This window comes from Pengzhenrongella sp., assembly GCF_036565025.1.
In the GTDB taxonomy this organism is placed as follows: domain Bacteria; phylum Actinomycetota; class Actinomycetes; order Actinomycetales; family Cellulomonadaceae; genus Pengzhenrongella.
Map to the genome: position 1 here is coordinate 1 of NZ_DATCNW010000154.1, position 25,345 is coordinate 25,345.

At 72.0% G+C, this 25,345-nt stretch carries 25 protein-coding genes; 14 read left to right on the forward strand and 11 right to left on the reverse strand.

Annotated features, from left to right (window positions below):
- The first annotated feature begins 375 nt into the window (after positions 1 to 375).
- The 7 genes from VIM26_RS08720 (at position 376) to VIM26_RS08750 (ending at position 7,547) form a co-directional block, all read left to right on the forward strand.
- A complete protein-coding gene (locus tag VIM26_RS08720; RefSeq protein WP_331950197.1) occupies positions 376 to 984 on the forward strand; it encodes a TetR family transcriptional regulator in 609 nt (202 codons plus the stop codon).
- Positions 985 to 1,032: 48 nt separating this feature from the next.
- Positions 1,033 to 1,800 (forward strand): ABC transporter ATP-binding protein, encoded by a 768-nt coding sequence (locus VIM26_RS08725; RefSeq protein ID WP_331950199.1) that lies wholly within the window; start codon positions 1,033 to 1,035, stop codon positions 1,798 to 1,800.
- Positions 1,800 to 2,531, forward strand: coding sequence for an ABC transporter permease (locus tag VIM26_RS08730; RefSeq protein WP_331950201.1), 732 nt, complete (start codon positions 1,800 to 1,802; stop codon positions 2,529 to 2,531). The genes VIM26_RS08725 and VIM26_RS08730 overlap by 1 nt, the downstream gene beginning before the upstream one ends.
- Before the next feature lie 136 nt (positions 2,532 to 2,667).
- The gene (gene nirB, locus VIM26_RS08735; RefSeq protein ID WP_331950203.1) at positions 2,668 to 5,271 is read left to right on the forward strand and encodes a nitrite reductase large subunit NirB; all 2,604 of its coding nucleotides are present in this window, start codon (positions 2,668 to 2,670) and stop codon (positions 5,269 to 5,271) included.
- The gene (gene nirD / locus VIM26_RS08740) at positions 5,268 to 5,678 is read left to right on the forward strand and encodes a nitrite reductase small subunit NirD (RefSeq protein WP_331950205.1); all 411 of its coding nucleotides are present in this window, start codon (positions 5,268 to 5,270) and stop codon (positions 5,676 to 5,678) included. Before nirB ends, nirD begins: the two co-directional genes overlap by 4 nt.
- 43 nt (positions 5,679 to 5,721) lie before the next feature.
- Positions 5,722 to 6,837, forward strand: a complete 1,116-nt coding sequence (locus tag VIM26_RS08745) for a uroporphyrinogen-III synthase (RefSeq protein WP_331950207.1) — start codon at positions 5,722 to 5,724, stop codon at positions 6,835 to 6,837.
- Positions 6,834 to 7,547, forward strand: a complete 714-nt coding sequence (locus tag VIM26_RS08750) for a sirohydrochlorin chelatase (RefSeq protein ID WP_331950209.1) — start codon at positions 6,834 to 6,836, stop codon at positions 7,545 to 7,547. Before VIM26_RS08745 ends, VIM26_RS08750 begins: the two co-directional genes overlap by 4 nt.
- 146 nt (positions 7,548 to 7,693) lie before the next feature.
- Here the strand turns inward: VIM26_RS08750 and VIM26_RS08755 are convergent, their stop codons facing one another.
- Positions 7,694 to 8,263, reverse strand: coding sequence for an NYN domain-containing protein (locus VIM26_RS08755; protein WP_331950211.1), 570 nt, complete (start codon positions 8,261 to 8,263; stop codon positions 7,694 to 7,696).
- A 114-nt stretch (positions 8,264 to 8,377) separates the two neighbouring features.
- Here VIM26_RS08755 and VIM26_RS08760 point away from each other — a divergent pair, with 114 nt between their 5' ends.
- The 3 genes from VIM26_RS08760 (at position 8,378) to hemQ (ending at position 10,887) form a co-directional block, all read left to right on the forward strand.
- A complete protein-coding gene (locus tag VIM26_RS08760; protein ID WP_331950213.1) occupies positions 8,378 to 8,881 on the forward strand; it encodes a flavodoxin domain-containing protein in 504 nt (167 codons plus the stop codon).
- A gap of 111 nt (positions 8,882 to 8,992) precedes the next feature.
- Positions 8,993 to 10,189 carry a ferrochelatase gene (locus VIM26_RS08765; RefSeq protein WP_331950214.1) on the forward strand — a complete coding sequence of 399 codons (1,197 nt, stop codon included), beginning with the start codon at positions 8,993 to 8,995 and terminating at the stop codon, positions 10,187 to 10,189.
- On the forward strand, positions 10,174 to 10,887 hold the full coding sequence (hemQ, locus tag VIM26_RS08770; protein ID WP_414696462.1) for a hydrogen peroxide-dependent heme synthase: 714 nt from the start codon (positions 10,174 to 10,176) through the stop codon (positions 10,885 to 10,887). Before VIM26_RS08765 ends, hemQ begins: the two co-directional genes overlap by 16 nt.
- Before the next feature lie 131 nt (positions 10,888 to 11,018).
- On the opposite strand, the gene VIM26_RS08775 is transcribed toward hemQ, so the two are convergent.
- The 3 genes from VIM26_RS08775 to VIM26_RS08785 form a co-directional block, all read right to left on the reverse strand.
- Positions 11,019 to 12,032 (reverse strand): LLM class flavin-dependent oxidoreductase, encoded by a 1,014-nt coding sequence (locus VIM26_RS08775; protein WP_331950216.1) that lies wholly within the window; start codon positions 12,030 to 12,032, stop codon positions 11,019 to 11,021.
- Positions 12,033 to 12,342: 310 nt separating this feature from the next.
- Entirely contained in the window at positions 12,343 to 13,617 is a 1,275-nt protein-coding gene (locus VIM26_RS08780; protein WP_331950218.1) for a Glu/Leu/Phe/Val dehydrogenase, read from the reverse strand.
- Positions 13,618 to 13,808: 191 nt separating this feature from the next.
- Positions 13,809 to 14,609, reverse strand: a complete 801-nt coding sequence (locus VIM26_RS08785; RefSeq protein ID WP_331950220.1) for an AraC family transcriptional regulator — start codon at positions 14,607 to 14,609, stop codon at positions 13,809 to 13,811.
- 94 nt (positions 14,610 to 14,703) lie between these two features.
- Between VIM26_RS08785 and VIM26_RS08790 the strand changes: the two genes are divergently transcribed.
- On the forward strand, positions 14,704 to 18,009 hold the full coding sequence (locus VIM26_RS08790; protein WP_331950222.1) for a bifunctional proline dehydrogenase/L-glutamate gamma-semialdehyde dehydrogenase: 3,306 nt from the start codon (positions 14,704 to 14,706) through the stop codon (positions 18,007 to 18,009).
- A gap of 129 nt (positions 18,010 to 18,138) precedes the next feature.
- Here VIM26_RS08790 and VIM26_RS08795 read toward each other — a convergent pair whose 3' ends face one another.
- A complete protein-coding gene (locus tag VIM26_RS08795; protein ID WP_331950224.1) occupies positions 18,139 to 18,360 on the reverse strand; it encodes a hypothetical protein in 222 nt (73 codons plus the stop codon).
- Positions 18,361 to 18,427: 67 nt separating this feature from the next.
- On the opposite strand from VIM26_RS08795, the gene VIM26_RS08800 reads away from it, so the two are divergent.
- The 3 genes from VIM26_RS08800 to VIM26_RS08810 all read left to right on the forward strand — a co-directional run bounded on the left by VIM26_RS08800 (position 18,428) and on the right by VIM26_RS08810 (position 20,577).
- On the forward strand, positions 18,428 to 18,799 hold the full coding sequence (locus tag VIM26_RS08800) for a zinc ribbon domain-containing protein YjdM (RefSeq protein ID WP_331950226.1): 372 nt from the start codon (positions 18,428 to 18,430) through the stop codon (positions 18,797 to 18,799).
- A 691-nt stretch (positions 18,800 to 19,490) separates the two neighbouring features.
- Entirely contained in the window at positions 19,491 to 20,039 is a 549-nt protein-coding gene (locus tag VIM26_RS08805; RefSeq protein ID WP_331950228.1) for a hypothetical protein, read from the forward strand.
- A 94-nt stretch (positions 20,040 to 20,133) separates the two neighbouring features.
- Complete coding sequence (locus VIM26_RS08810) at positions 20,134 to 20,577, forward strand: hypothetical protein (RefSeq protein ID WP_331950230.1); 444 nt, start codon at positions 20,134 to 20,136, stop codon at positions 20,575 to 20,577.
- 175 nt (positions 20,578 to 20,752) lie between these two features.
- Here the strand turns inward: VIM26_RS08810 and VIM26_RS08815 are convergent, their stop codons facing one another.
- The 6 genes from VIM26_RS08815 to VIM26_RS08840 all read right to left on the reverse strand — a co-directional run bounded on the left by VIM26_RS08815 (position 20,753) and on the right by VIM26_RS08840 (position 25,156).
- Positions 20,753 to 21,013, reverse strand: a complete 261-nt coding sequence (locus tag VIM26_RS08815) for a hypothetical protein (protein ID WP_331950232.1) — start codon at positions 21,011 to 21,013, stop codon at positions 20,753 to 20,755.
- Between the two features lie 348 nt (positions 21,014 to 21,361).
- Positions 21,362 to 22,747: a hypothetical protein gene (locus tag VIM26_RS08820; protein WP_331950234.1), complete on the reverse strand. Its 1,386-nt coding sequence runs from the start codon at positions 22,745 to 22,747 to the stop codon at positions 21,362 to 21,364.
- Positions 22,744 to 23,418: an ABC transporter ATP-binding protein gene (locus VIM26_RS08825; RefSeq protein ID WP_331950236.1), complete on the reverse strand. Its 675-nt coding sequence runs from the start codon at positions 23,416 to 23,418 to the stop codon at positions 22,744 to 22,746. Before VIM26_RS08825 ends, VIM26_RS08820 begins: the two co-directional genes overlap by 4 nt.
- Complete coding sequence (locus tag VIM26_RS08830) at positions 23,415 to 24,041, reverse strand: PadR family transcriptional regulator (RefSeq protein ID WP_331950238.1); 627 nt, start codon at positions 24,039 to 24,041, stop codon at positions 23,415 to 23,417. The genes VIM26_RS08825 and VIM26_RS08830 overlap by 4 nt, the downstream gene beginning before the upstream one ends.
- An 87-nt stretch (positions 24,042 to 24,128) precedes the next feature.
- Positions 24,129 to 24,437, reverse strand: coding sequence for an AzlD domain-containing protein (locus VIM26_RS08835; protein ID WP_331950240.1), 309 nt, complete (start codon positions 24,435 to 24,437; stop codon positions 24,129 to 24,131).
- On the reverse strand, positions 24,437 to 25,156 hold the full coding sequence (locus tag VIM26_RS08840; RefSeq protein WP_331950242.1) for an AzlC family ABC transporter permease: 720 nt from the start codon (positions 25,154 to 25,156) through the stop codon (positions 24,437 to 24,439). Before VIM26_RS08840 ends, VIM26_RS08835 begins: the two co-directional genes overlap by 1 nt.
- Positions 25,157 to 25,345: the final 189 nt, after the last annotated feature.

Below are 25,345 nucleotides of genomic sequence, written 5' to 3' on the forward strand. Positions count from 1 at the left end.
CCCTTGAACAGACGCTCCAACACCAGATCCACACTCGACCCGAGCTGCCCGCTGGCGACGCCGGCCGCAACGGCGCCCGCCTGCACACCAGCACCAGGCGTCCGAGCGCCGCCCGGACGCCGATCGCGCGGCTCGTCGGAAGCCTCGTTCCCCGCCTCGAAACCCTCGTATTCGAACATGTGTGCCACAGTAGACCGAGCCACTGACATCCTCCCTCGGCAGCATCGCTTGTGCCCACCCACCTGCGCCAACGCTCACGATGAGCCTTGGGAGCCCCCGGCGGAAACACCGAACCGCCAGCAAGAACCTCACCGCGCCCGCCGGCCCGACCCGTCCAACCACACCCCGCACCACGCGCGGCGGTACCGTGCCGGAATGAGCGACGGTTCTCCCCTCCCGCGGGCGCGTGGCCCTCGTCCGGCCGGTGAGGACACCCGCGCGGCCATCCTGGCCGCCGCGCGCGCGGAGTTCGCCGAGCGGGGCTACGACGCGACCAGCGGGCGGGCCGTGGCCAGGCGTGCGGGCGTCGACCCCGCGCTCGTCCGGCACTACTTCGGCACCAAGTCCGACCTGTTCGCCGTGATCAACGAGCTGCCGGGTCGTCCGGGAGACTTGCTGGGCCGGGTCCTGGACACGGGCGGCCCGGATGACATCGGTCAGCGCCTGGTCGCCATGTTCTTCAGCGTGTGGGACACCGAGGTCGGGCGCCAGCGCATGCGGGCGCTGATCGCCGCGGCGTCGTCGAGCGGTCCGACCGGCGGGGCGCTGGCCGAGTTCCTCACCGCCGAGCTGATCGGCGCCATCGCGCCCCGACTGGCGGGGGAGCAGCGCGAGCTGCGCGCGGAGCTGATCGCCGCGAACGTCGTCGGCCTCGCGATGGTGCGGTACGTCCTGCACCTCGAGCCGCTCGCCTCGGCCAGCGAGGAGACCATCGCGCGCTGGCTGGCCCCGAACATTCAGCGCCTGCTCGACGGGGGTCCCTGACCGAGTTCCCCTTGCGCCCACCACCCCGGAAGGAGCATGATTCCTCACATGAAGAAACAGGATGACACGGCACTTGTGGAGCCGCACGGTCGAGGTGCGCACCGCAGCACCGACGTGATCCGCATCAGCGGGCTGCGCGTGGTGCGGGGTGGCACCGAGGTCATCCCCGGCCTCGACCTCCAGGTCAACGCGGGCGAGGTCGTCGGCCTGCTCGGACCGAGCGGCAGCGGCAAGACGACCCTCATGCGCGCGATCGTCGGAGTCCAGATCGTCGCGGGCGGCACGGTCCAGGTCCTCGGGCGCGCGGCCGGCGACGCCACCCTGCGCCACGAGGTCGGCTACGTGACCCAGGCGCCCAGCGTCTACCCCGACCTGTCGATCACCGAGAACGTCAGCTATTTCGCGACCCTGCTCGGCGTCGGGGCCGACGACATCGCCCGGGTCCTCGACTCCGTCGACCTCACCGCCGCCGCAAACCGGCGCGTCGTGACGCTCTCCGGCGGGGAGAAGTCGCGGGTCTCCCTCGCGATCGCGTTGCTCGGCACCCCGCGCCTGCTCGTTCTGGACGAACCCACCGTCGGACTCGACCCGGTGCTCCGGCGCGACCTCTGGGACCTGTTCGCGCGGGTCGCGGCCACCGGCGCCACGCTTCTCGTCTCGAGTCACGTGATGGACGAGGCGGCCCGCTGCGACCGCCTGCTGCTCATGCGCGACGGACGCCTGCTCGCCGACGCCACCCTCCCCGAGCTGCTGCAACGCACCGGCGCAGTCGACGTCGAGCATGCGTTCCTCTCGCTCGTCGAGGCAGGTGCCTGATGGCCGCGCCGCTGGTCCTCGCGACCTCCACGCGCGTGCTGCGCCAGGTCCGGCACGATCCCCGCACGATCGCGCTGATCGTGCTGCTCCCGGTGCTGCTCCTCGGCCTGGTCTCGTGGATGTTCAAGGGGGGCCTCGTCCTGGACACGATCGGACCCACCCTGCTCGGGATCTTCCCGCTGACGGTGATGTTCCTGGTCACGAGCGTGACCATGTTGCGCGAGCGGCTCAGCGGCACGCTCGAACGCCTGATGACGACGCCCGTGCGGCGCGGCGACGTGGTCGGCGGCTACGCGATCGCGTTCGGCGTCGTCGCCGCGGTCCAGGCCGTGGTCCTGGTGACCGTCACCGTCGGGGTGTACGGGATGGACGTCCAGGGCCCGCTGTGGGCGCTCGCCCTCGTCGCGGTGCTCGACGCCGTCCTCGGCACCGCCCTGGGCCTCGCCGCCTCGGCGCTCGCGCGCACCGAGTTCCAGGCCGTGCAGATGATGCCGGCGACCATCTTCCCGCAGCTCATCCTGTGCGGGCTGGTCATGCCGCGGGACCAGATGCCCGGCGTGCTGCACGCCATCTCGAACGTCCTGCCGCTGACCTATGGCGTCGACGCGATGCAGACGCTCGCCCGCAACCCCGACGTGAGCGCGATCTGGAGCGACGTCGCCGTGATCGCGGGCTTCATCGTGGTCGCCGTGGTCGTCGGCGCGAACACCCTGCGCCGCCGCACGCCCTGACGAACTCACACCGCGGGTGCCGGCGGTGTGCGCAGAAGGTTCCACGCAGGTAACGCCCGCGTGACCGCCGTGGAAACACGGCACTCGTAGCGTCGTCGCCAGCGGCCCGGTTGGGTCGAACCACCTGGAGGCAGCGATGGCGACACCCCCGATCGAGCAGCACGGATCCCAGCACCTCGTCGTCGTCGGCGGCGGGATGGTGGCCCAGCGGCTCGTCGAGGCGATGCGTGACCGCGACTCCGAGGGCACCTGGCGGGTGACGGTCCTCGCGGAGGAGCCGCGCGCACCGTACGACCGCGTGGCCCTCACGTCCTACTTCTCGGGCCGCCACCCCGAGGACCTCGCCATCGGCTCGCCGGACCTGTGGGCCGACCCGCTGGTGACCCTGGTCCGCGGCGCGCCCGTGGTCGACGTCGACCGCGACGCGCGCCAGGTGACGACCTCCGACGGGCGCGTGTGGCCCTACGACCAGCTCGTGCTCGCCACGGGTTCGCGCGCCACCGTGCCGCCCATCGACGGTGCGGACCTGCCCGGCGTCTTCGTCTACCGCACCGTCGACGACGTCGCCGCGCTGCGCGGCTGGGTCGAGGAACAGGCCGCCCGCTGGAAGCGCCCGGTCCGCGGCGCGGTCATCGGCGGCGGGCTGCTCGGGCTCGAGGCCGCCGGCGCGCTCCAGGCGCTCGGCGCCAACACGACCGTGATCCAGTTCGGCACCCACCTGATGTCCACCCAGATCGACCTCGGCGGTGGCGAGGCGCTGCGACGGCTGATCAACAACCTCGGCGTCGGCGTCCGCGTCGACACCGCGACCACCAAGATGCGCGCGAACCGGCGCGGCGAGGTCGGCCGGCTGGACTTCGCCGACGGCGGGCGGCTCGACGTCGACGTCGTCGTCGTCGCCACCGGGGTGAGCCCGCGCGACGAGCTCGCGAAGTCGTCGGGCCTGGAGACCGGGCCGCGCGGCGGCTTCGTCGTGGACCAGACGTGCCGCACGGCGGACCCGCGCATCTGGGCCGCGGGCGAGGTCGCCTGCATCGACGGGGCCTGCATCGGCCTGGTCGCCCCCGGCTACGCGATGGCCGAGGTGGTCGTCGACCGGCTGCTCGGCGGCGCCGCCGTCTTCCCGGGCGCGGACACGGCCACCAAGCTCAAGCTCTCGGGCGTGGACGTCGCCAGCTTCGGCGACGCGTTCGCGACCACCCCGGGCGCACTCGAGCTGGTGCACTCCGACCCCGTCGCGGGCATCTACAAGAAGCTCGTGCTGTCCGACGACGCCCGCACCCTGCTCGGTGGCGTGCTCGTCGGGGACGCCTCCGCGTACGCGGGCCTGCGCCCGATGATCGGCCGCCAGCTGGGCGGCGACCCGTCGGCGCACCTGCTGCCCGCGGGCGCGGCCGGCAGCGCGGTCGGCGGCGACCTGCCCGACGACGCGACGGTGTGCTCGTGCAACAACGTCACCGCGGGCACTATCCGTGGCGCGGTCACCGAGCACGACTGCACCGATGTTCCCGCGGTCAAGGCCTGCACGAAGGCCGGCACCAGCTGCGGGTCGTGCGTGCCGCTGGTCAAGAAGCTCGTGACCTCCGAGCTCACCAAGGCCGGCATCACCGTCAGCAACGCGCTCTGCGAGCACTTCGCGATGTCCAGGGCCCAGCTGTTCGACGTCGTGCGGGTCACCGAGCTGCACACCTTCAGCGAGATCATCACCCGGCACGGCGCCGTCGGCGGCCGCGGCTGCGACATCTGCAAGCCCGTCGTCGCCTCGATCCTCTCCTCGCTCGACGACGGTCACGTGCTCGACGGCGAGCGGGCCGCCCTGCAGGACACCAACGACCACGTGATGGCGAACCTGCAGAAGGACGGCTCGTACTCGGTCGTGCCGCGCATCCCGGGCGGGGAGGTCACCCCGGACGGGCTGCTCGTCATCGGGCAGGTCGCGAAGGACTTCGGGCTGTACACGAAGATCACCGGTGGGATGCGGATCGACATGTTCGGTGCGCGCCTCGAGCAGCTGCCCGAGATCTGGAAGCGCCTCGTGGACGCCGGTTTCGAGTCCGGGCACGCGTACGGCAAGTCGCTGCGCACGGTGAAGTCGTGCGTCGGGTCGACGTGGTGCCGGTTCGGGGTCCAGGACTCGGTGAGCCTCGCGGTCGAGCTCGAGCTGCGCTACCGCGGGCTGCGCTCGCCGCACAAGATCAAGCTCGGGGTCTCGGGCTGCGCGCGGGAGTGCGCGGAGGCCCGCGGCAAGGACGTCGGGGTCGTCGCCACGGATCGCGGCTGGAACCTGTACGTCGGGGGCAACGGAGGATTCACCCCGCGGCACGCCCAGCTGCTCGCCGAGGACCTGGACACGCCGACGCTGATCCGCACCATCGACCGCTACCTCATGTACTACATCCGCACCGCGGACCGGCTGCAGCGCACCGCGACCTGGATGCAGGACGTCGAGGGCGGCCTCGAGGGCGTCCGCGCCGTGGTGCTCCAGGACAGCCTCGGGATCGCGGCCGACCTGGACGCCGCCATGGAGCGGCACGTCGAGGTCTACGAGGACGAGTGGGCGGCGACGCTCGCCGACCCGGAGAAGCTGCGTCGGTTCGCGTCGTTCGTGAACGCCCCGACGACGGCGGACCCGTCGCTCGCGTACGTCGAGGAGCGCGGGCAGACCCGCCCGGCGACCGTCGAGGAGCGCGAGGGCGGCGCCGTGCTTGTCGCCGGACCGACCCTGGCGGTGCGGTCATGACCGCCGTGGTGAGCGAGCTGACGGAGACGAACATGTGGCACGTGGTGTGCGGGCTGACCGACCTCGCGGTGGAGCGCGGCGCCGCGGCGCTGATCGACGGCGAGCAGGTCGCGCTGTTCCGGCTGGTCGACGACCGGGTGTTCGCGATCCAGCAGCTGGACCCGTACAGCGGGGCGTACGTGCTCTCGCGCGGCATCGTCGGGTCCCGCGGCGAGGTGCCGACGGTCGCGTCGCCGATGTACAAGCAGGTCTTCGACCTGACCACGGGCCGGTGCCTGGAGCCGATCGGCGCGGAGCCGGTGCACCTGCGCACCTGGCAGGTGCGGGTCGAAGGCGGCGTCGTGCAGGTCGGAGCCGTCGTCGACGCCGTCGAGCCCGACCTCACAGCGCCCGCGGCGCCGCTGTGAGATCGATTGCCCCCATTCCCCGACCGGAAGCGACAATGAGCGAGTGACAGAGCCTATCGACCAGACTCTCGCGGGCTGCACCGTGCTCGTGACCGCCGATCGGCGCTCGGCGGAGCTGGCCGCCGCATTGCAGCGCCGCGGCGCCGTCATCCGTCATGCGCCGGCGCTGAGCATGGTGCCCAACGAGCAGGACGCGCGGCTGATCGCCGGGACGCGCGCACTCATCGAGGACCCGCCCGACGTCGTCGTGGTCACCACCGGGATCGGGTTCCGCGGCTGGATCGAGGCGGCCGACGCCGTCGGGCTCGCCGAGCAGCTGACCGCGGTGCTCTCGCGCGCGCGGATCGTGGCGCGCGGCCCGAAGGCCCGCGGCGCGATCCAGGCCGCCGGGCTGCAGGCCGACTGGGTCGCCGAGTCCGAGGTCTCCGCCGAGATCGCCGAGGTGCTGCTCGGCGAGGGTGTCGAGGGCGTCAAGATCGCGGTGCAGCACCACGGCGCCGGGTCCGACGGGCTCGACGAGGCGTTCGTGGCGGCCGGGGCGTTGGTGCAGAGCCTCATCGTCTACCGGTGGGGACCGCCGCCCGACCCCGCCGCGCTCGAGGCGTCCGTGCGCGCGACCGCCGCCGGCGAGATCGACACGGTCGTGTTCACCTCCGCGCCCGGTGCCGCGGCCTGGCTGTCCGCTGCCGAGGCCGCCGGGGTGATGGAGCAGCTCGTGAAGCAGTTCCAGCGCGGCGGGGTCGTCGCCGCGGCCGTCGGACCCATCACCGCGAAGCCGTTGATCGACTGCGGGATCACCCCGCTCATGCCCGACCGCGGCAGGCTCGGGTCGCTGGTCCGCGCGATCGTGGCGCACTACGGCGGGTTGCAGACGCTGGACACGGTGGCCGGCCAGCTCCAGGTGCACCGCCGGGCGGCCGTGCTCGACGGGAACGTGCTCGCGCTGTCGCCGACCGGGCTTGAGGTGCTGCGACTGCTCGCGGCCGCGCGCGGCGACGTCGTGCCGCGCTCGGCCGTGCTGCACGCGCTGCCCGGCGACTCGCTCGACCCGCACGCCGCGGAGATGGCGATCGCGCGGTTGCGCGAGGCGGCCGGGAGCCGCGAGCTCATCCGGACCGTCATCAAGCGGGGGTATCGGATCGGGATGACGGACCGGTGACGGGCGCGCCGCCGGTGCTGATCGGCTGCTCGCACGGGACCGACAGCGTTGCGGGGCGGGTCGCGATCCGGTCGATCCTTTCGGCCGTGCGGGTGGCGCGGCCGGACCTGGACGTGCGCGAGGCGTTCGTGGACGTGCAGGATCCGAAGGTGTTCGACGTCGTCGGGGATGCGGTGGCCGGCGGGGGAGCGGCGGTCGTGGTCCCGCTGCTGCTGTCGCTGGGGTTCCACGTGCGGACCGACATCATGAGTGCTGTTCTTGACCGGGCCGCGGCCGCCGCCGACGTCCTCGGGCCGGATCCGCGGCTGGTGGAGATCCTGGTCGACCGGCTGATCGCCGCCGGGGCCGGGCCGAACGACGCCGTCGTGCTCGCGGCGGCGGGGTCGAAGGATCCCCGGGCCGCCGAGGCGGTCGAGGCGGTCGCCGCCGGGCTGCGCGCGGTGTGGCGAGGCGGGCCCATCACGGTGGGCTACGGGGCAGGAACGACTCCGCGGGTGCCCGACGCCGTCGCGGCCGCCCGGGCGGCCGGCGCCCCGCGGGTGGTGGTCGGGTCGTACCTGCTCGCGCCCGGGTACTTCCACGACCGGGTGCTCGAGGCCGGGGCCGACGTCGTGTCGGCGCCCCTCGCGCCGGACGATCGGCTGACTCCGATCGTGCTGGATCGATATGCGGCCGCCACCGACAGAGCGGTCGTCGCGCCCGAGGACTAGCGTCGATTCGACGGAATTCCCGATCGCCGGCCCCGCCGAGCGAGAGGTCGGGTCGTCGTCGAACTGGGAGTCGTTGTCGTATTTTCGCCCGTCGGGCGACAACAACTCCTAGTTCGTGGCGGAAATTCTTGATTCCGCCTTGCTGGTTAGAGGTAGAGCAGGGGGTCGAACTCGTCGAGGGGGATGATCCGGAGCCTGGGCAGGCTCACGTTGAACGCCTTGACGTCGCTCTCGAGGTCGAACAGCTCGAGCCCGCGCTCGGTCAGCTGGTTGAGCGTGCCGCTCGTGAACTCGCGGAACGCGAGCAGCCCGACCCGCCGGTCGCCGGTGAGCAGCTTCTCGATGTCGAGGGCGAAGTCGCCGTCGTGGCTCGCGAGCATGACGTCGCCGGGGTGGTCGCGCAGCGCCGCGAGGGTGCGCTGGATCCCGATGTCGACGACCTTCTCGTGCGCCTCGCCGGCCAGCGGGATCGGTGTGTAACCCAGCGCCAGCAGCGCCTGCACGAAGGACATCGGCATCGTGCCGGACGACGCGTTCAGGAAGAACAGACCCTTGGCCGGCTGGTCCCACCTGCGCTTCGCGAAGTCGAGCACCCGCTCCCACCGCGGACGTTGTTCGGGCGTCGGTCGACCGTTCAGGATCGCCGAGCCGAGGGTCGCGTCGATGTTCTCGCCGTCGACCAGGACGTAGGTGCTTCGCGCGCCGTCTGTCTGCACGGGCTCAGCCTAGGCGTTCGCCGGGACCTCGGACCCACACGTGGGTGCCCGCACCTCGGCGACCATTGAGGGGAGAGGTCCGGCACAGGTCGGTCCACGAGAGGATATCGGGCCATGCGAGTTCTGGTGACTGCCGCGTCGCGGCATGGTGGCACGGCAGAGATCGGCTCGCGCGTCGCTGCGGAGCTCATTGCCCGCGGGCACGAGGTCGAGGTCGTCGACCCGGCGCAGGTGAAGACGCTTGACGGGTTCAACGCCGTCGTGCTCGGATCGGCCGTCTACACCGGGCACTGGCTGCCCGCCGCCCGCGAGTTCGCCAGCACCTTCGCCGCGGACCTCGCCAAGCGTCCCGTCTGGCTGTTCTCCTCGGGCCTGGCCACGGCGCCCGCGGCCGCCGCCAACTCGCCCGCGGAGACCCGCGCCGTGATGACCGCCGTCGGGGCCCGCGGCCACCGTGCGTTCGGGGGCCGGCTCGACCACGAGGTCCTCAACCTCGCCGAGCGCGCGATCATCGCCGCGGCACGCGGCCGGGACGGGGACCACCGCGACATGGCCGCCGTCGAGGAGTGGGCGGGGCAGATCTCGGGCGAGCTCGCCAGGACGGCCATTCCCGCCTGACGGCTGTATCTGCAGGTCGGCCGTGCCCGCAGGACGCCCACACCTGCCTGGCTGCCGTACCCGAAATCACCCCTGGCGTCCGCACCGCGCTGACGATGGGATGATCGGGCGGTGCCCAACCAGACCGCGCACTCCGCTTCCACGCCGGACGCAGCGCCCTACGACGCGCTCCTGCTCTACTCCTTCGGGGGGCCCAACGGCCCCGACGACGTGCTGCCGTTCCTGCGCAACGTCACCCGCGGCAAGAACATCCCGACCGAGCGGCTCGCCGTCGTCGGCGCGCACTACGGCCTGTTCGGCGGACGCAGCCCGATCAACGGCCAGAACCTCGCCCTGATCGACGCGCTGCACGCCGAGCTCACGCGCCGCGGGGCCGACCTGCCGATCGGCTACGGCAACCGCAACTGGGAGCCGTACACGACCCCGGCGCTCGCCGAGCTGCGCGCGAACGGCGCCACCCGCGTGCTCGCCATCGTGACAAGCGCGTACGGCTCCTACTCGGGCTGCCGGCAGTACCGCGAGAACCTCGCGGCGAGCCTCGCCGAGCTGGCCGGCCAGGTTGGCGGCGACGCCACGCCCGCCACGGTCCTCGCGGTCGACAAGCTGCGGCACTACTTCAACCACCCCGGCGTCGTGCAGGCCAACGTCGACGCCGTCGTCGAGGCGTACGCCGAGCTCGGCGGCAACTTCTCCGATGCCGCGGGCGGCCAGTCCGACGCCCCGCTCGTGTTCGTCACGCACTCGATTCCCGTCGCGATGGACGAGGGCTCGGGCGCCGAGCACCCCAGCTACCTCGCGCAGCACCTCGATGTCGCCGCACTGATCGCCGCCGAGGCGGGCAAGCGGATCGGCCGCTCGATCGAATGGCGCCTCGCGTTCTGCTCGCGCTCCGGCTCACCGCGTCAGCCGTGGCTCGAGCCCGACGTGAACGACGTGATCGCCGAGCTCGCGACCGGCGGGGCTCGCTCGGTGGTCCTCGCGCCGATCGGCTTCACGTCCGACCACATGGAGGTCGCCTTCGACCTCGACACCGAGGCGCTGGAGACCGCCCGCAGCCTCGGCCTGAAGGCCGTGCGCGCCGGCACCGTCTCGACCCGGGAGTCCTTCGTGTCCGGGCTGGTCGACCTGGTGCTGGAACGCGCCGCCGCCGAGCGCGGCGAGGACCCCGAGCGGGCAACGGTCGGCACCCTCGGCGCGTGGCCGGACATGTGCAGCCCCGGCTGCTGCCGGCAGAGCATCGGCATCGAGCGCGCCGTACCCGCCGCGTGCGGCGAAGACTCGAACCCCAACGAATGGAGCGCACAGTGACCGCTGTTACCCCCGACCCGAACGACCAGATCCGCTACGCGATGTGGTCCGTCTTCGCCCTCGAGGAGGTGCTGCCCGCCGACACCAAGACGCGCCGGGGGCTGATCTTCGACGCCGAGGCTGCGATCGCCGGCAGTGACGATGACCTCGTGGTCCGCGGCTGGTACGACGTCAGCGGCCTGCGCGCCGACGCCGACCTGATGGTCTGGTGGCACGGCGACTCGATCGAGGCCGTCCAGGGCGCCTACCAGCGCCTGCGCAAGAGCGATCTTGGCCGGCACCTGCTGCCCGTCTGGTCGGTCGCCGCGCTGCACCGCCCCGCGGAGTTCAACCGCAGTCACCTGCCGTCGTTCCTGTCCGGCGAGGCGCCGCTGAACTACATCTGCGTGTACCCGTTCGTGCGGTCCTACGACTGGTACCTGCTGCCCGACGCCGAGCGCCGCGACATGCTCGTCGAGCACGGCAAGGCCGCCCGCGAGTACCCGGACGTGCGCGCCAACACCCTCGCCGCGTTCGCCCTGGGCGACTACGAGTGGATCCTCGCGTTCGAGGCCGACGAGCTGCACCGGATCGTCGACCTGATGCGCGAGATGCGCAACACCGAGGCCCGCCGCCACGTCCGCGAGGAGATCCCGTTCTACACCGGCCCCCGCGTCACCCTCCAGCAGTGGGCCGACCGCCAGCCCGCCGAGGACTGACAAGCCGAGGCCTGAACCACAAACTGCGCACATCGCTGCAGCCTGCGCACATCGGATGTGCGCAGGGCGCACCGATGTGCGCAGTTTGCGTTTTCGCGGGTCGCCGCCGACGGCGGGCGGCGGGTCGGGGGTCAGGTCCAGGCGGCGATGAGGCGTTCGTGGGTGTCGATCCTGGTCTTGACGTCGTGGGCGGTGGCGGTGATGAGGAGCTCGTCGGCTCGGGTTTCCGCGACCAGGGTGGACAGCTCCTCGACGGCGCGGTCGGTGGTGGTCGCGATCTGGGTGCCGGGCAGGCGCCCGAGGATGTCGTCGACCGGGGTGCCGCGCAGCTCGGCGAGGACGGCTGCGGCGTCGTCGGGCGAGACGATCGGCCCGAGGGTGCCGGTGCGCAGGCTGAGCGCCATCACGCGACTCGGACCGGCCAGGTACGTCGCCTCCTCGACGGTGTCCGCGACGATCACCGACGCGCTGACCATCGCGTGCGGGGCGGGCAGGTTCTCGGACGGCCGGAACTCCGAGCGGTAGGCGGCCATCGCCTCGAGGGTCTGCGTCGCGCCGAAGTGGTGCGCGTAGGCGTACCGGATGCCGAGCCTGGCGGCCAGCTTCGCGCTGAACAGGCTCGAGCCCAGCAGCCAGACCTCCGGGGTCGAGGCCTGCGCCGGGGTCGGCGAGAAGCGCCGCGCGAGGGCCGACGGCGCGCGGGTCGGGTCCCGTTGGCCCAGCAGGGCGAGCATGTCCAGCAGCTCGGCGGGGAACTCCTCGGCGCCGAGGCCGTCGGTGGTCCGGCGCAGCGCGGCCGCGGTCGCCGGGTCGGTGCCGGGCGCGCGCCCGATCCCGAGGTCGATCCGGCCCGGGTGCAGGGCCTCGAGCATGGCGAACTGCTCGCCGACGACGAGCGCCGGATGGTTCGGCAGCATCACGCCGCCGGAACCGACCCGGATCCGCCTGGTCAGCGCCGCGAGGTGCGCGATCAGAACGGCGGGGCTCGTCGAGGCGACCGCAGGCATGTTGTGGTGCTCCGCCACCCAGAACCGCCGAAACCCGAGATCGTCGGCGGACTGGGCGAGCGAGGTGGTCGAAGCCAGCGCCTCGGCGCTGGAGCTTCCCTCGCTGACGGTAGCGAGATCAAGAACGGATAGCGGCACACGCGAAGCAGTAGGCACGCAAGCGCCAACACCCCAACCGCCCGAACCCTTCCCGACACCCCACCCCACCCCGCCCCACCCCGTACGTTTCCCGTCGATCGTCACCACGCCGCCGAAGGCAGCCAGTGCCCGGAGCCGTTCGCACACCGTGGCGCCACTGCCGCCCCGCCGCGCCCGCCCCGCGGAGACTCCAGCCGACAGACAAACTGCGCGCATCCGGGCGGCCTGCGCACATCCGATGTGCGCAGCCCGCACGGATGTGCGCAGTCTGCGAGATGTCGCCCGGCCCGCCCGGGCGCCCGGGGTCGGGTCAGGGGTAGAGGCCGCGGATCTGGTGGGCTTCGGCCACTCGCCGGACGCCGATCGTCAGGGCGGCGTCGCGCAGGGTGTGGCCGTCGGCTCGGGCGGCCTGGGCGACCGTGGCGTAGGCCTGCAGCATGCGCTGCTCCAGACGCTCCTCGATCTCGTGCTCGGTCCACCAGTACGCCTGGTTGGCCTGCACCCACTCGAAGTAGGACACGACCACACCACCGGCATTCGCGAGGATGTCGGGCACCACGATGATGCCGCGGTCCGCGAGCACCTGGTCGCCGGCCGACGTCGTCGGCCCGTTCGCGGCCTCGATGACCCAGCGGGCCTTGACCGTCGCGGCGGTCTCCTCGTCCAGCACGCCCTCGACGGCGGCCGGGATGAGCACGTCGACGTCGAGCGCCAGCAGCGCCGTGTTGTCGATCGGGTCCGAGTCCGCGAACCCGACGACGCTGCCGGTCTGCTTCACGTGGGCGAGCAGCGAGCTGACGTCCAGCCCGTTCGCGTCGTACACCCCGCCGTACTGGTCGCTCACGGCGAGCACCGTGGAGCCCGCCTCGGCGAGGAACCGGGTCGCGTGCGAGCCCACCTTGCCGAAACCCTGGATCGCGACGCGCACCTCGTTCAGGCCCACCCCGGCGTCGGCCAGCGCGGCCTTCATCGCGTGCACGACGCCGCGCGACGTCGCGGTGGCACGGCCCAGCGAGCCACCCACCGAGAGCGGCTTGCCCGTGGTCACCGCGGGGATCGTGTAGCCCTTGTTGACCGAGTACGTGTCCATGACCCAGGCCATGGTCTGCTCGTCGGTGCCGATGTCGGGCGCCATGATGTCCCGCTCCGGGCCGATCATGGGCATGATCTCGCTGGTGTACCGGCGCGTCACCCGTTCCAGCTCGAGCTTGGAGTAGTTGCGCGGGTCGATCGTGACGCCACCCTTGGCGCCGCCGTACGGCAGGTCGACGACGGCGCACTTCCAGGTCATCAGCATCGCGAGCGCGCGGACCTCGTCGGGGTCGACGTTCGGCGCATAGCGCAGCCCGCCCTTGCCCGGTCCGCGCGAGATGTTGTGCTGGATGCGGTAGCCCCGGAGCAGCTCGGTGCTCCCGTCGTCGCGGCGCAGCGGGATCGCGACGTTGATCTCCCGCCGGGAGGTGGCGAGCATCTCGTGCAGCCCTGAGCTGTACCCGAGGATCTCGACGGCGCCGGCGAGCTGGGCATGAGCAGTCGCGAGCGGGGACGGGCGTGGCTTGTCGACGGGCGTTACGGGCGCGGTCATGCTGGTCAGCCTCCTGGAACGAGCGGAAACCACCGGCGCGGCATCGTCGCCGCCCGGCCGAGGATCGTGCGCTGCCCAACCCTGCCACCTGCGCACGGCGGTCGGGGGCATGTCCACCCACTGGCTTCACCCGCTGAGCGGAATGGCGCGCGGTTCGCGGCGAGACCGGGGTACCGCGGGACGCACGCGGGCTAGTTCGCAGAACCGGGGGGAGGGGGCAGGCGGGCGGGGATGGCTCGGCGGCGGAACTGGGCGGGGGTTTCGCCGGTGAGGCGGCCGAAGGTGCGGGTGAAGACCGCCTGGTCGTAGAAGCCCGTCTCGGTGGCGATCGCGGCGATCGGCAGGGTGCTCGTGGTGAGCAGCGCCGCGGCGTGGTCGATCCGGGTCCGCAGCACGAACTGCTGCGGGGACAGCGAGAACACCTTGTGCATGCGGCGCTCGAGCGTCGAGGCCGAGCAGCCGGCGGCGGCGGCCAGGTCGGCGACCGTGATCTGCCCGGCGAGGCGCTCGTGCACCAGAGCGACCACGCGCGAGAGCGAGTTCACCGCGACGTCGGCGGCGTCGTAGGTGCGCAGGTCCTCCGAGATGCTCACCAGGCCGACGACGGCGTCCCCGGCGCGCACCGGCAGCTTCGCGGTGAGGTACCAGCCCGGCACGCCGCCGGGCCGCCGGATCAGCTCGAGCTCGTTGCGCAGCGCCTGGCCGGAGTCCAGCACGACGCGGTCCTGCTGCGTGTAGTGCTCGGCCAGCAGCGGCTCGAACAGGTCCTCGGCGGTCCGGCCGATCACCGTGCGGCGCGAGCGCTCACCGGTGCGGTCGACGAACGCCTGGTTGACCGCGACGTACCGTCCCGCGGAGTCCTTCGCGCAGAACATCGTCACGGACAGCTCGTCCAGCAACCGCATCATCTCGGGGCTGATGGCGCGCAGCACCGAGACCGCCTCCGGCCACGAACCGGCGGGCACCGCTGTGATCTTGAGATGTTGCACCATGACGGGAGGAAGAATATAAGACGGCGGGTTTCCGTCGGGACCCGCGCCGTTTGGATACAAGACGCCGTGACCATCCGGCGGAGAGGATTCCGGGATGACAACGAGCACTGCCTCCCTCACCGACGCCGCGATCGATCTCGCGAACGAGTGGGTAGAGACCACGGCCGCGGGCGAGACCGCGAAAGAAAAGCGCACCACCGGGCGGCTCGCTGCGCTCGTCTCGGATCCGGCAGGTCTCGAGCTAGCGGTGCGGTTCGTCGACCGGGTCGCTCGGCCCCAGGACATCGGCGTCGCGGCGCACGAGCTCGTGCGGCTCGCCCAGTACACCGGCGCCGCGGGCAGCTTCCTCGGCCCCATCGACCGCGCCCTGCTCACCGCCGGGACCGTCGCGGCGCCGCTGGCGCCGCGCGTCGTCGTCCCCGCGGCCCGGATCCGGCTGCGCCAGCTCGTCGGGCACCTGGTGGCCGACGCCGGCAAGGGGCTCACCAAGCACATCGCGCAGGCCAAGGACGAGGGCTTCCGGCTCAACCTCAACCTCCTCGGCGAGGCCGTGCTCGGCGAGGGCGAGGCCGCGAGCCGGCTCGCCCGGGTGCACGCGCTGATCGAGCGGCCCGACGTCGACTACGTGTCGATCAAGGTGTCCGCCGTCGCGAGCCAGCTCTCGACGTGGGACACCGCCGGCAGCCGGGACCGCGTCGTCGCGAAGCTGCGGCCGCTGTACCACGCGGCCAAGGCGAACGGCACGTTCCTCAACCTGGACATGGAGGAGTACAAGGACCTCGCACTCACCGTGCGGGTCTTCGAGCAGATCCTGGTGGACCCCGAGCTGCGCGACCTCGAGGTCGGCATCGTGCTGCAGGCGTACCTGCCCGACGCGCTCGGCGCGCTCGACGAGATCACCGAGATGGCCAAGCGCCGGACCGCGATCGGCGGCGCGCGGGTCAAGGTCCGCCTGGTCAAGGGCGCGAACCTCGCGATGGAGAAGGTCGAGTCCGAGCTGCACGGTTGGGTGCAGGCGCCGTACGGCTCCAAGCCCGAGGTGGACGCCAACTACGTCCGCCTTGTCGAGCGCGCGCTGCGCCCCGAGCGTGCCGCGCACGTCCGGATCGGTGTCGCGAGCCACAACCTGTTCCACGTCGCGCTCGCTCACCTGCTGGCGACCGAGCGCGGGGTGACCGAGGCGCTCGACATCGAGATGCTGCAGGGCATGGCGCCGGCTCAGGCGCGCGCGGTGCGAGACGTCGTCGGCCGGGTCCTGCTGTACACGCCGGTCGTCGCGCGGGAGGACTTCGACGTCGCGATCTCCTACCTGATCCGCCGGCTGGAGGAGAACGCCGCGGAGCAGAACTTCCTGCACTCGCTGTTCGCGGGCAAGGCGCCCGACCCCGTCGAGCGGCTCGCCGGCCAGCGCGAGGCGTTCCTCGCCTCGGTGCGCGACGCCGAGCTGCCGTCGACCGAGCCGCGCCGCCAGGCGCGCGAGGCGACCCCGGGCGACGTCGGGCCTGCCTTCGAGAACTCCGCGGACACCGACGCTGCCGTGGAGGAATCCCGACGCTGGGCCGCGGACCTCATCGACCGGAAGGTGCCGACCCCCGCGATCCCCGTCCTGCACACGGTCGAGGACGTCGACGCCGCCGTGGCGCGCGCGTCGGCTGTGCTGCCCGGCTGGGCCGGAACCAAGCCGCACGACCGCGCCGAGGTGCTGCGCCGCGCGGCGGTGTACCTCGAGGAGGCGCGCGGCGACCTCGTCGCGACGATGATCCAGGAGCCCGGCAAGACGATCACCGAGGCCGACCCCGAGGTCAGCGAGGCCGTGGACTTCGCGCGGTACTACGCCGACAGCGCCGAGCGGCTCGCCGACGGCGCGATCCCGGGCGCCAGGTTCACCCCCGAGGGGCTGACCGTCGTGACGCCGCCGTGGAACTTCCCGGTCGCGATCCCGGTCGGCGCCATGCTGTCCGCGCTCGCCGCGGGATCCCCGGTGCTGGTCAAGCCCTCGCACGCGACGCCACGCTGCGTCGCCGTCTCGGTCGCGGCCATCCACCGCGCGATGGACGACTTCGCCGTGCCGCGCGACGTCCTGCAGGTCGTGCGCGCCGGCGCCCGCGAGGCCGGACGTCGACTCGTGGCGCATCCCGGCGTCGCGCGGGTCCTGCTCACCGGGTCGATCGAGACCGCGGAGCTGTTCGCGTCCTGGCGCACCGACCTCGACGTGATCGCGGAGACCTCGGGCAAGAACGCGCTGATCGTCACGCCGTCGGCCGACATCGACCTCGCGGTCGCGGACGCCGTGCGGTCCGCCTTCGGGCACGCGGGGCAGAAGTGCTCGGCCGCCTCGCTGCTGATCCTGGTCGGCTCCGCGGGCCGGTCGGACCGGCTGCGACGCCAGCTGGCCGACGCCGTCGCTTCGCTGCGGGTCGGTCCCGCCCGCGACCTGGCGACGACGGTCGGCCCGCTGACCGAGCCGGCGTCGGGCAAGCTGCTGCGCGCGCTGTCGACCCTCGAACCGGGGGAGGAGTGGCTCGTGGAGCCGCGCCGGCTCGACGAGACCGGGTACCTGTGGACGCCCGGCGTCAAGCACGGCGTCGCGCCCGGTTCCTTCTTCCACCTCACGGAGTGCTTCGGGCCGGTGCTCGGCGTCATGCGGGTCGACACCCTCGACGAGGCGATCGACGCGCAGAACGCGGTCGCGTTCGGCCTGACCGGGGGCATCCACTCCCTCGACGAGGACGAGATCGAGACCTGGCTCGAGCGCGTAGAGGTCGGGAACGCGTACGTGAACCGCCACATCACCGGGGCGATCGTGCGCCGCCAGCCGTTCGGCGGCTGGAAGGCCTCCTCGGTCGGACCCGGCGCCAAGGCGGGCGGACCCAACTACGTCGCCGAGCTGGGCTCCTGGACCGACGGTCCCGAGGTTCCCTCGGGCGACACCCCGGCCGACGACGCGGCCTGGCTGGCCTGGGCCGAGGCCGACGACGCCCGGTGGTGGGCCTCGGAGTTCGGTGCCACGCACGACCCGAGCGGCCTGCGGGTCGAGGAGAACGCGTTCCGGTACCGGCCGATCCCGCACCTCACGGTCCGGGTCGGCGCCGACGCGCGCGAGCGCGAGGTCACCCGCGTCGTGGCCACCGCCCACCGCGCCGGGGTTCCGGTCACGGTGAGCCGTTTCGCGGACACGAGCGACGAGGAGTTTGCCGCGCACGTGCGCGACGGCGTCGTCGCCGGCCGGATCCGCGTGGTGGGCTCGGCGCCCGGGCTGCGCGAGGCGTCCCGGAGCCGGATCGGCTCGGTCACGGTGCTGGACTTCCCGATCGTCGCGAGCGGGCGGCGCGAGCTGCTCACGGTCGTCCGGGAACAGGCCATCAGCCGCACCCTGCACCGCTTCGGCCACCTGGGCTGAGCGGGTACGAAACCCACCACCAAAACCGCAACGTCCGAGCGTTGACGTCCTATAGGACGTCAACGCTCGGACGTTGCGGTGGTGAAACTGCTATAGAGGGAACCCGGTGGTATCCGGTGTTGTCGCCACTCAGGTGCAGGTGAAGCTCACCTTGTCGAAGCTGACGGTGATCTCACCATTGGCGTTGAGCGTGAGGTGCGACGTCTCGTGGCCGACAACGCTGGAGCCGTCCGGGGCGAAGACTCGAATGGTCAGCGTGAACGTCTCGTTCGAGTTCTTCTCGTTCACGTTGAAGTTGCCCCACGCGGTCGCGTGGCCCGTGTAGGTCACCCCGTCCCAGGTGACCGTCACCGGGGTGGCGTTGCGGGGGATCGGCCGGGCGTGCGGCCCCGTGGGGCGTCGTCGTTATCCTGGGACCGTGACTGACTCCGACGCCCTGCCCCCGTGCCCCCAGTGCTCGAGCGAGTACACCTACGAGCTGGGCGCGCTGTACGTGTGCCCGGAGTGCGCGCACGAGTGGGCCGCCACTGCGAGTGACGAGACGTCGGAGTCCGGCTTCACCGACGCCGTCGTCACGGACGCCGTCGGGAACCCGCTGGCCGACGGCGACACGGTGACCGTGGTCAAGACGGTCAAGATCAAGGGAAACCCGAGCTCGATCAAGGCGGGTACCAAGGTCCGCAACATCCGCCTCGTCGAGGGCGGCGGCGTGGACGGTCACAACATCGACTGCAAGGTGGACGGCTTCGGCGCGATGCTGCTCAAGTCGTCAGTGGTGAAGAAGGTCTGACGCCCCGTTCGGACGGACCTGTTCGGCTCCGGGGGTACCAGGTGATTGCTCGGGTCGCCGCAGGGACGCGGGTGACCGGCGTTTTCGGAAGGATCTGTGCGGATCCCACGCAGAATCTTCCGAAACCTGCCCTCGGTGGGGGACGGGGTGGGTTGAGGGAGTGCGCGACGAAAAGGGCGCGGCGACGCATTGGACCCACGCGCCGACGACGCCAACCGCTGGGCCGGACGTGCCTAAGTTTCCTGCCGCCGACTCGGGCGGGTAGTCGATGCACCGCCGACCCGGAAACCGAAGGTCAGCGGGGGAACCACGACGGTGACCCCGGCCGCGGCGCCCGGCCAGATCCAACGCTGCTCGGTGACGGCGGGCTCGACATGGTCCAACGCTACAGGGCGAGGGTGAGCGTGCGTTGCGGACCTCGCGGGTGAGGGAACGGCGTCGGTGCCGTGCGTGTGAAGATTGGCCAATCCTGGTTGGGGGAATCCGGGCAACGACCTGCCGAGATCCTCCCTCGCCGCGCGCGTGCACGGGCGAGGCGTGAGCGCCAAGAGAAGAGCCGTGACTCGTGGACGACGACGACCGCACCCAGTCCGAGCGTCGCTGGCGGCAGGCGCAGAGCGTCCTGGACGGTGTCGGAGACGCGGCCGCGGAGCGCCGGCTGCGGCGCCAGGTGGTCACTCGTCGGTGGATCGTGGTCGGCGCGGCGGCCGTCCCCCTCGTCGTTGTCGCGGTGATCCTCGCGCTGTCTCGCGGCCGGGACCACACGTCTTCGGATGCCTCGGACCTGCCGACGTGGCGGGAGATCCTCGGCTTCTCGATGCAGCTGGGCGGCTTGGCCGTCGAGTTCTTCGGGCTGGTCCGGAGCAGGCGCGCCCGGCGAGGATCGCTGCCGGACGCGCCGCTCCTGTTCCTGACGAGGAGTGAACGGAAGGCTCTGATGACCCAGGTGCGTGGTCAGGTGCCTCCGATCCCGTCCCAGCTTCCGTTGGCTCGCCACCTCGCCCTTCGCGTCACCCAACGGTCATCCATCCTGGTGGGGGTGGGAGCGGGGCTGCTCGCCGTCGGGCAGGCTCTGGTCAACGATCAACTGTGGTTCACGTTCTTCGTGGCAGCCGCCATTCCGTTTCTCGCCTGGGGGATCCGACGCCAGCGGCGAGAACTCGCGCGAGCTCGCCTGTTTCTCGCCCGGAATCCAGACCCCGATTCGCAGGAACCAACGGCGGGAAGCGTTCCGACATGACGGCCAGGCCGTCGCAAGAACAGGCCGGCTGGCATGACCGGATTGCGGCCGGCCTCGGGCCGAGACTGGCTGTGGTCGCGGTGATTCTCGTGCCGTGGGCTCTCACACTGGGCCTGGCGACGCACGACGAGGTCCCCTGGTCGGTGTCCTGGCAGGGCTCGGCGGTGTGCTCGCCGGCTGGTATGTCGACGGTGAGTTCCGCGCACTGCCGCGCTCGTCGCGCCTCATGGTGCTCGCCGTCCTGCGAACCGGTGAACCGAGCGGCGCCCGCGAACTCGACCTGATCGCGCTGAATCGGCTCGCGCGAGCTGCCATCGCCATCGGGAGGTATCGCTTCGTGCTTCCGGTCGCCATGACCGTCGTCGCGACGGTCTACGTCGTGCTTCCGGTCGTTGCCGCTTTCCGAAGCGGCCCGTGGTGCCTCGTGTGCCTGCTTCCGGCTCCGCTGCTCGCGCCGGAGCTCGACGCGGCCTGGCGAGCCGTGGACCCCACGGGCCGATGGGACCGGCGGCTGCACAAGCTCGCGAAACCTCACTAACGCGACCCGGCCCGCCGATCACGCGTCGAACTGGGAGTTGTTGTTCTATTTCGGGCGATCCGAGGACAACAACTCCCAGTTCGACGACGTGGCGGAGCGCCGGGCGGGTTTTGGTCGGGATTTGCTTGAAATTCGCGCAATTCCGGACCAAAACTGGGTCGTTCCTCTGGGGGGATCAGCGACGCACGGGTGGACGCAGGGCGCGGTAGAGCAAGTATGTGACGAAGAGCGCCGCGGCGACGCACAGGACCCATGCGCCGGCGATGCCGACCGCCGGGCCGGACCTGCACGAGCTCACTGCCGCAGACTCGGGCGCGTAGTCGATGCACTCGCCGACCCGGAAGCCGAAGACCAGCAGGGGAACTGCGACGCCGACGATCACCGCGGCGCCCAGCCAGATCCCGCGATTCACCCTCGACGACGGCGAGTTGGACATGGCCCAACGCTACGGGTCGAAGGCAGCCCTCGTCCTGCATCTCTGCAAGCCCCCGATCGGGGCCGGCTTCTTCGAATCGAGCGTCGAACTGGGAGTCGTTGTCGCGTTTCCGCGCCGGGCTGGACAACAACTCCCAGTTCGACGACGGCCGTCGGGCACTGGCGGGTCCGTCAGTCCGCTGCGAGACGTTTCCGCGGGAACGTCTCCGCTGCGCTCGAGCCGGGCGGGCGCTCGCCGTCGGGCATCGGCTCGCGGCTCGAGGCGGAGTTAGGCGACGCCGGCCCGCGGGAGCGCCGTCCGATCGTGAGCCGCAGCACCAGGGCATCACGACGAAGGAGTCGGGCGTCGTCAGCCTGCACGCAGGTTCTCCGCCCGCATCGCCTCGCGCAGCGCGGGGGCGACGGTCCCGGCCGCGAGTCGGCACATCGGCGGGGTCGTCCACCGGGCCAGTGCACACAGCACCACGGCGCTGACGGCGACCTCGATGACGACCGGCGTACCCCAGCCTCCGAACGCCGGCACGATCGCCAACCCGCCCAGCGCGGTGCCCAGTGTGAGTGCCGGTACCGCGACGACGGCGAACTGGGTGGCGATGGCTGCGCGCACGATCTGCTCGCCGCCGCCGAGTACGGCGAGGGTGGCGAGCGCACGGCGGGCGGTCAGCACATGGTCGAGCGCGCTCATGACGAGCGACGCGAAGGCGAGGATCCCGGCCAGCACGACGACGACCGCCGTCGCACCGATCCCGGTGCCGTAGAACCGATGGGCTCCGGAGGCCGCAGCAGGAAAGAAGACGAGCGCGGTCCCGAGCCCGCCCGCGACCGAGAGGGTGACGCCGGCCACGAACAGGGTGCCGCCGGTGCGCCCGAGAACGGCCGAGTCGGCGTTCACCCGGGCCGCGGCGAGCACGGCGACGGCGTCTCCCCGGCGCTGCAGGCGCCGGGCCCGACGTCGTGCGTTCGCAGCGAAGCCCAGCGACCCGAGAGTCAGCAGCGCCAGAGCCAGCAGCCCGCCGACGAGGGGGCCCACCAGGTCCTGGGAGCTCCGCGCCGACCCGTTCATCAGGACCAGCCCGCCCACGAGCATCGCGCAGCAGGCAACGGCGATCGCGGCGCGTCCGGCGATCGGACCGAGCTGCCAGGTGCCGGTGTCGGCCGGCGGGTCGGCCGCGTCGAGGGCGCCGAGGGCTGCGCCCACCAGGGCGACGACGACCGTCGCGGTGAGCCAGGCGAGGGCCAGGCGGGCGGTCGGCGCCGGCACGAACCGTGAACCTCCGGGCAGGGCAGGACCGAGCAGCAGCCAGAGGACGACATGGACGGGACCGGCCAGCAGGCCCCCGAGGGCGATGGGCAGGGTCGAGCGGGCCGCGCTGACCAGTCGCAGCTGGTGCGGCGTGGCCCCGGCGACCCGGAGCACGCCCGAACGGCGCGTGCGATCGGTGGAGCCCAGGCGGATGGCCTGCAGCGCGAGCGCAAGGAGCGGCAGGGTCGCCACGAGAATCATCGCGACGACCCCCGGCTGCAGGCCCGACGCCAGGACGTACGTCGACAGGCCACCAGTGGCCATCGAGGAGTTGGAGGGACCCCGCGAGGAGTACGGGGCGATGGCGACGATGGAGAGCGCGACCAGCACCAGGGCGAGCGCGACGGCGACGCACCCGGCGACGATCGCGGTGCGGACCGCGTCGACGCGGGTGGTCGGCCGGGCGAGGGCGAGCAGCGTTCCGGCGTTCATCGGAGGCTGATCTCGTGCTCGACGACGCCGTCGCGCAGCAGGACCTCGCGGTCGGCTCGAGCCGAGACTGTGTTGTCGTGGGTGACGAGGATGACCGCGACGCCCTCATCGGCGGCGCCGAACAGCAGCGCGAGCATGTCGCGCGCCCCGGAGGCGTCGAGGGACGCCGTCGGTTCGTCTGCGAGCACCAGTCGAGGGCCGCTCACGAGCGCGCGAGCGATCGCCGCGCGCTGCCCCTGGCCGCCGGACAGCCGGCCCGCGCGGTGGGCCGCCACGTCGGACAACCCGACCCGATCGATCCAGCCGGCGGCGGTCTCGTGTGCCTGCCGGGGCGTCTGGCCGTCGAGCAGGAGCGGCAGGGCGACGTTGTCGCGCACGGTGAGGTCCGGCACGAGCTGGCCGAACTGGAGCACGATGCCGATCTCGGTGCGCCGCAGCCGCGCCCGCCCCGAGCCATCGAGATCGGCCACGTTCTGACCGGCGAACCGGACCGACCCGGACGCCGGGGTGAGGAGCGCCGCGGCGAGCAGGAGCAGGGTCGACTTGCCCGAGCCCGTCGGTCCCGTCAGCGCCACGGTCTCGCCGGGTTCGACCTCGAGGCTGACCCCGCGCAGGGCGGGGGAGCCGGGATAGGCGAATGCGAGGTCATCGAGTTCCAGCAGTGCGGTCATCGGGATCCTTCCAAGGGTCCGGTGGGTTCAGGTTTCTCGAGGTCGTCGATCGGGTGGTCGGCCGGATGGTCGATCGGGCTCTCGCCCGCGTCCGGTGCGGGCGGCTCCGCGGCGATCTGCTCGGCGGCGGCTTCGAGCCAGCGCAGGTCCGCGTCGAGGTGGGCCACGGCGTGCTCGCGCACGAGGCGCGCCGGCAGGTCCTCGCCGGTCCCCGCCCCGGCCGTGCCGCGACCCGCGGCGCCGGGCGCTGTCTCCACCAGGAGCGCGCGCATCCGGGCCAGGTGCGCGCTGCGCTGCAACGCGAGGAACGCGGGTCCGCGCCCGGTGCGCATCGCCGCGACAGCCCGCCGCACGAACTCCTCGTTGCCGAGGCTGGTCGGCTCGGACGGCTCGGACAGCCACTGCTGGACGCGATCAGTACCGGCGGGCGTCAACGCGTAGACGATGCGCTCAGGGCCGGCGACGACCACCGCGGCCGACTGCTCGACCAGCCCGTCTCGTTCGAGCCGGGCCACGGTCGCGTAGACCTGACCGAACGCCAGCGGCTTGCCGCCGGGGAACCACGCGTCGTGGGCTCGCTTGAGGTCGTACCCGTGACGCGGCCCCCCAGCCAGGAGGGCCAAGTGAAGATCCGCAAGAGTCATGAGACATCTATACACCAGGTGTATATAGAGAGTGAGTAGTTCGCGTCGACGAGTTCCGGAGAGGTGCTAGCTCACGGCCCGCAGCAGTGCGGCCGCGCCGACGCCGACCACGACGGCGAGCAGGGTCGGGGCCCGGCACAGCCTCGCTGCCACAGCGGCGGCCACGCCGACGGCAACGCCGGAATCGACTGCGCGCCAGTGCGAGCCGAGCAGGGCGGCGACCACGAGCGCGAAGAGCAACGCGGGAGCGAACAGCGCGATCACCTCGCGGACCCGGTCGGGCAGTGGTCGATCGCCCAGCAACGCCGGCCCGGCGGCCTTGATGCCGAAGCTGATCAGGGCGGTGGCGGCGATGCAGATCCAGATCGTCTGCATCATCGCCTCGCCGGGCGGACGAGCCCGATCAGCGCGGACGCGGAACCACCCAGCAGGGCGGGCCCGACGGGGAGCACCAGCAGGAGCGCGGCGGTCAGCGCGCCGCCGAGCACTCCAGCGACCCTCGCCCGAGCCGAGGTGCGCAGCTCGTCGAGAAGCAGGAGCGCGAAGAAGGCGGGAAAGACGACGTCGAGGCCCAGCGCCTGCTCGAGTGCTGCCGGGGGAGCGACCAGCATCCCGAGGGCGGTGCCCGCAACCCACGCCGGCCACTGCGCAAGAGTCGCCCCGATCAGCAGGCTGCGGTCGAAACGGCCGCCACCGAGGTGGGCGGCGGCCCACGAGCCGTCCATCACGCTCTGTCCCTCCAGGGCTCGGCGCAACCGGCCGCCGCGCAGCGCCGGCGTCACCGCCAGTGCCATCGGCAGGAACCGGAGGTTGATGACGGTCGCCGAGGCCACCGCCAGCCACGCCGAGCCGCCGCCGGCCAGGGCGGCGGCGAGGGCGAACTGCGCGGAACCGGAGAACACGGTCATCGAGGCGACCACCGGTGCCACGACGCCCCAGCCAGCCTGGCGGGCGGTCGCCCCGAAGGTCACGGCGAGCAGGAACGAGTTCGCGGCCAGACCCACGCCCAGTCGGACGCCCGCCCGGTAGCCGCCGTCGGCCTTGCCGTTGGCTGTGCCGCCGGCCACGATCTCCGGCGTCGTTGCAGCATCCATCGCTCGACTCTAACAGTCGTCTGCCTGATAGCCTGTTAGGCACCAGTTGTCTGACCCAGATCCGCGAGTAGCGGGGTTTGAGGGGTGTGTCGTTCAACGAAAAGATGCCCTTGACCTGGGAAAATGAGGCTTAGCGAAGGTCTCAGGTCCCAGATCGAAGGGCATCTGTTCGGTGGCTACATTACGCAA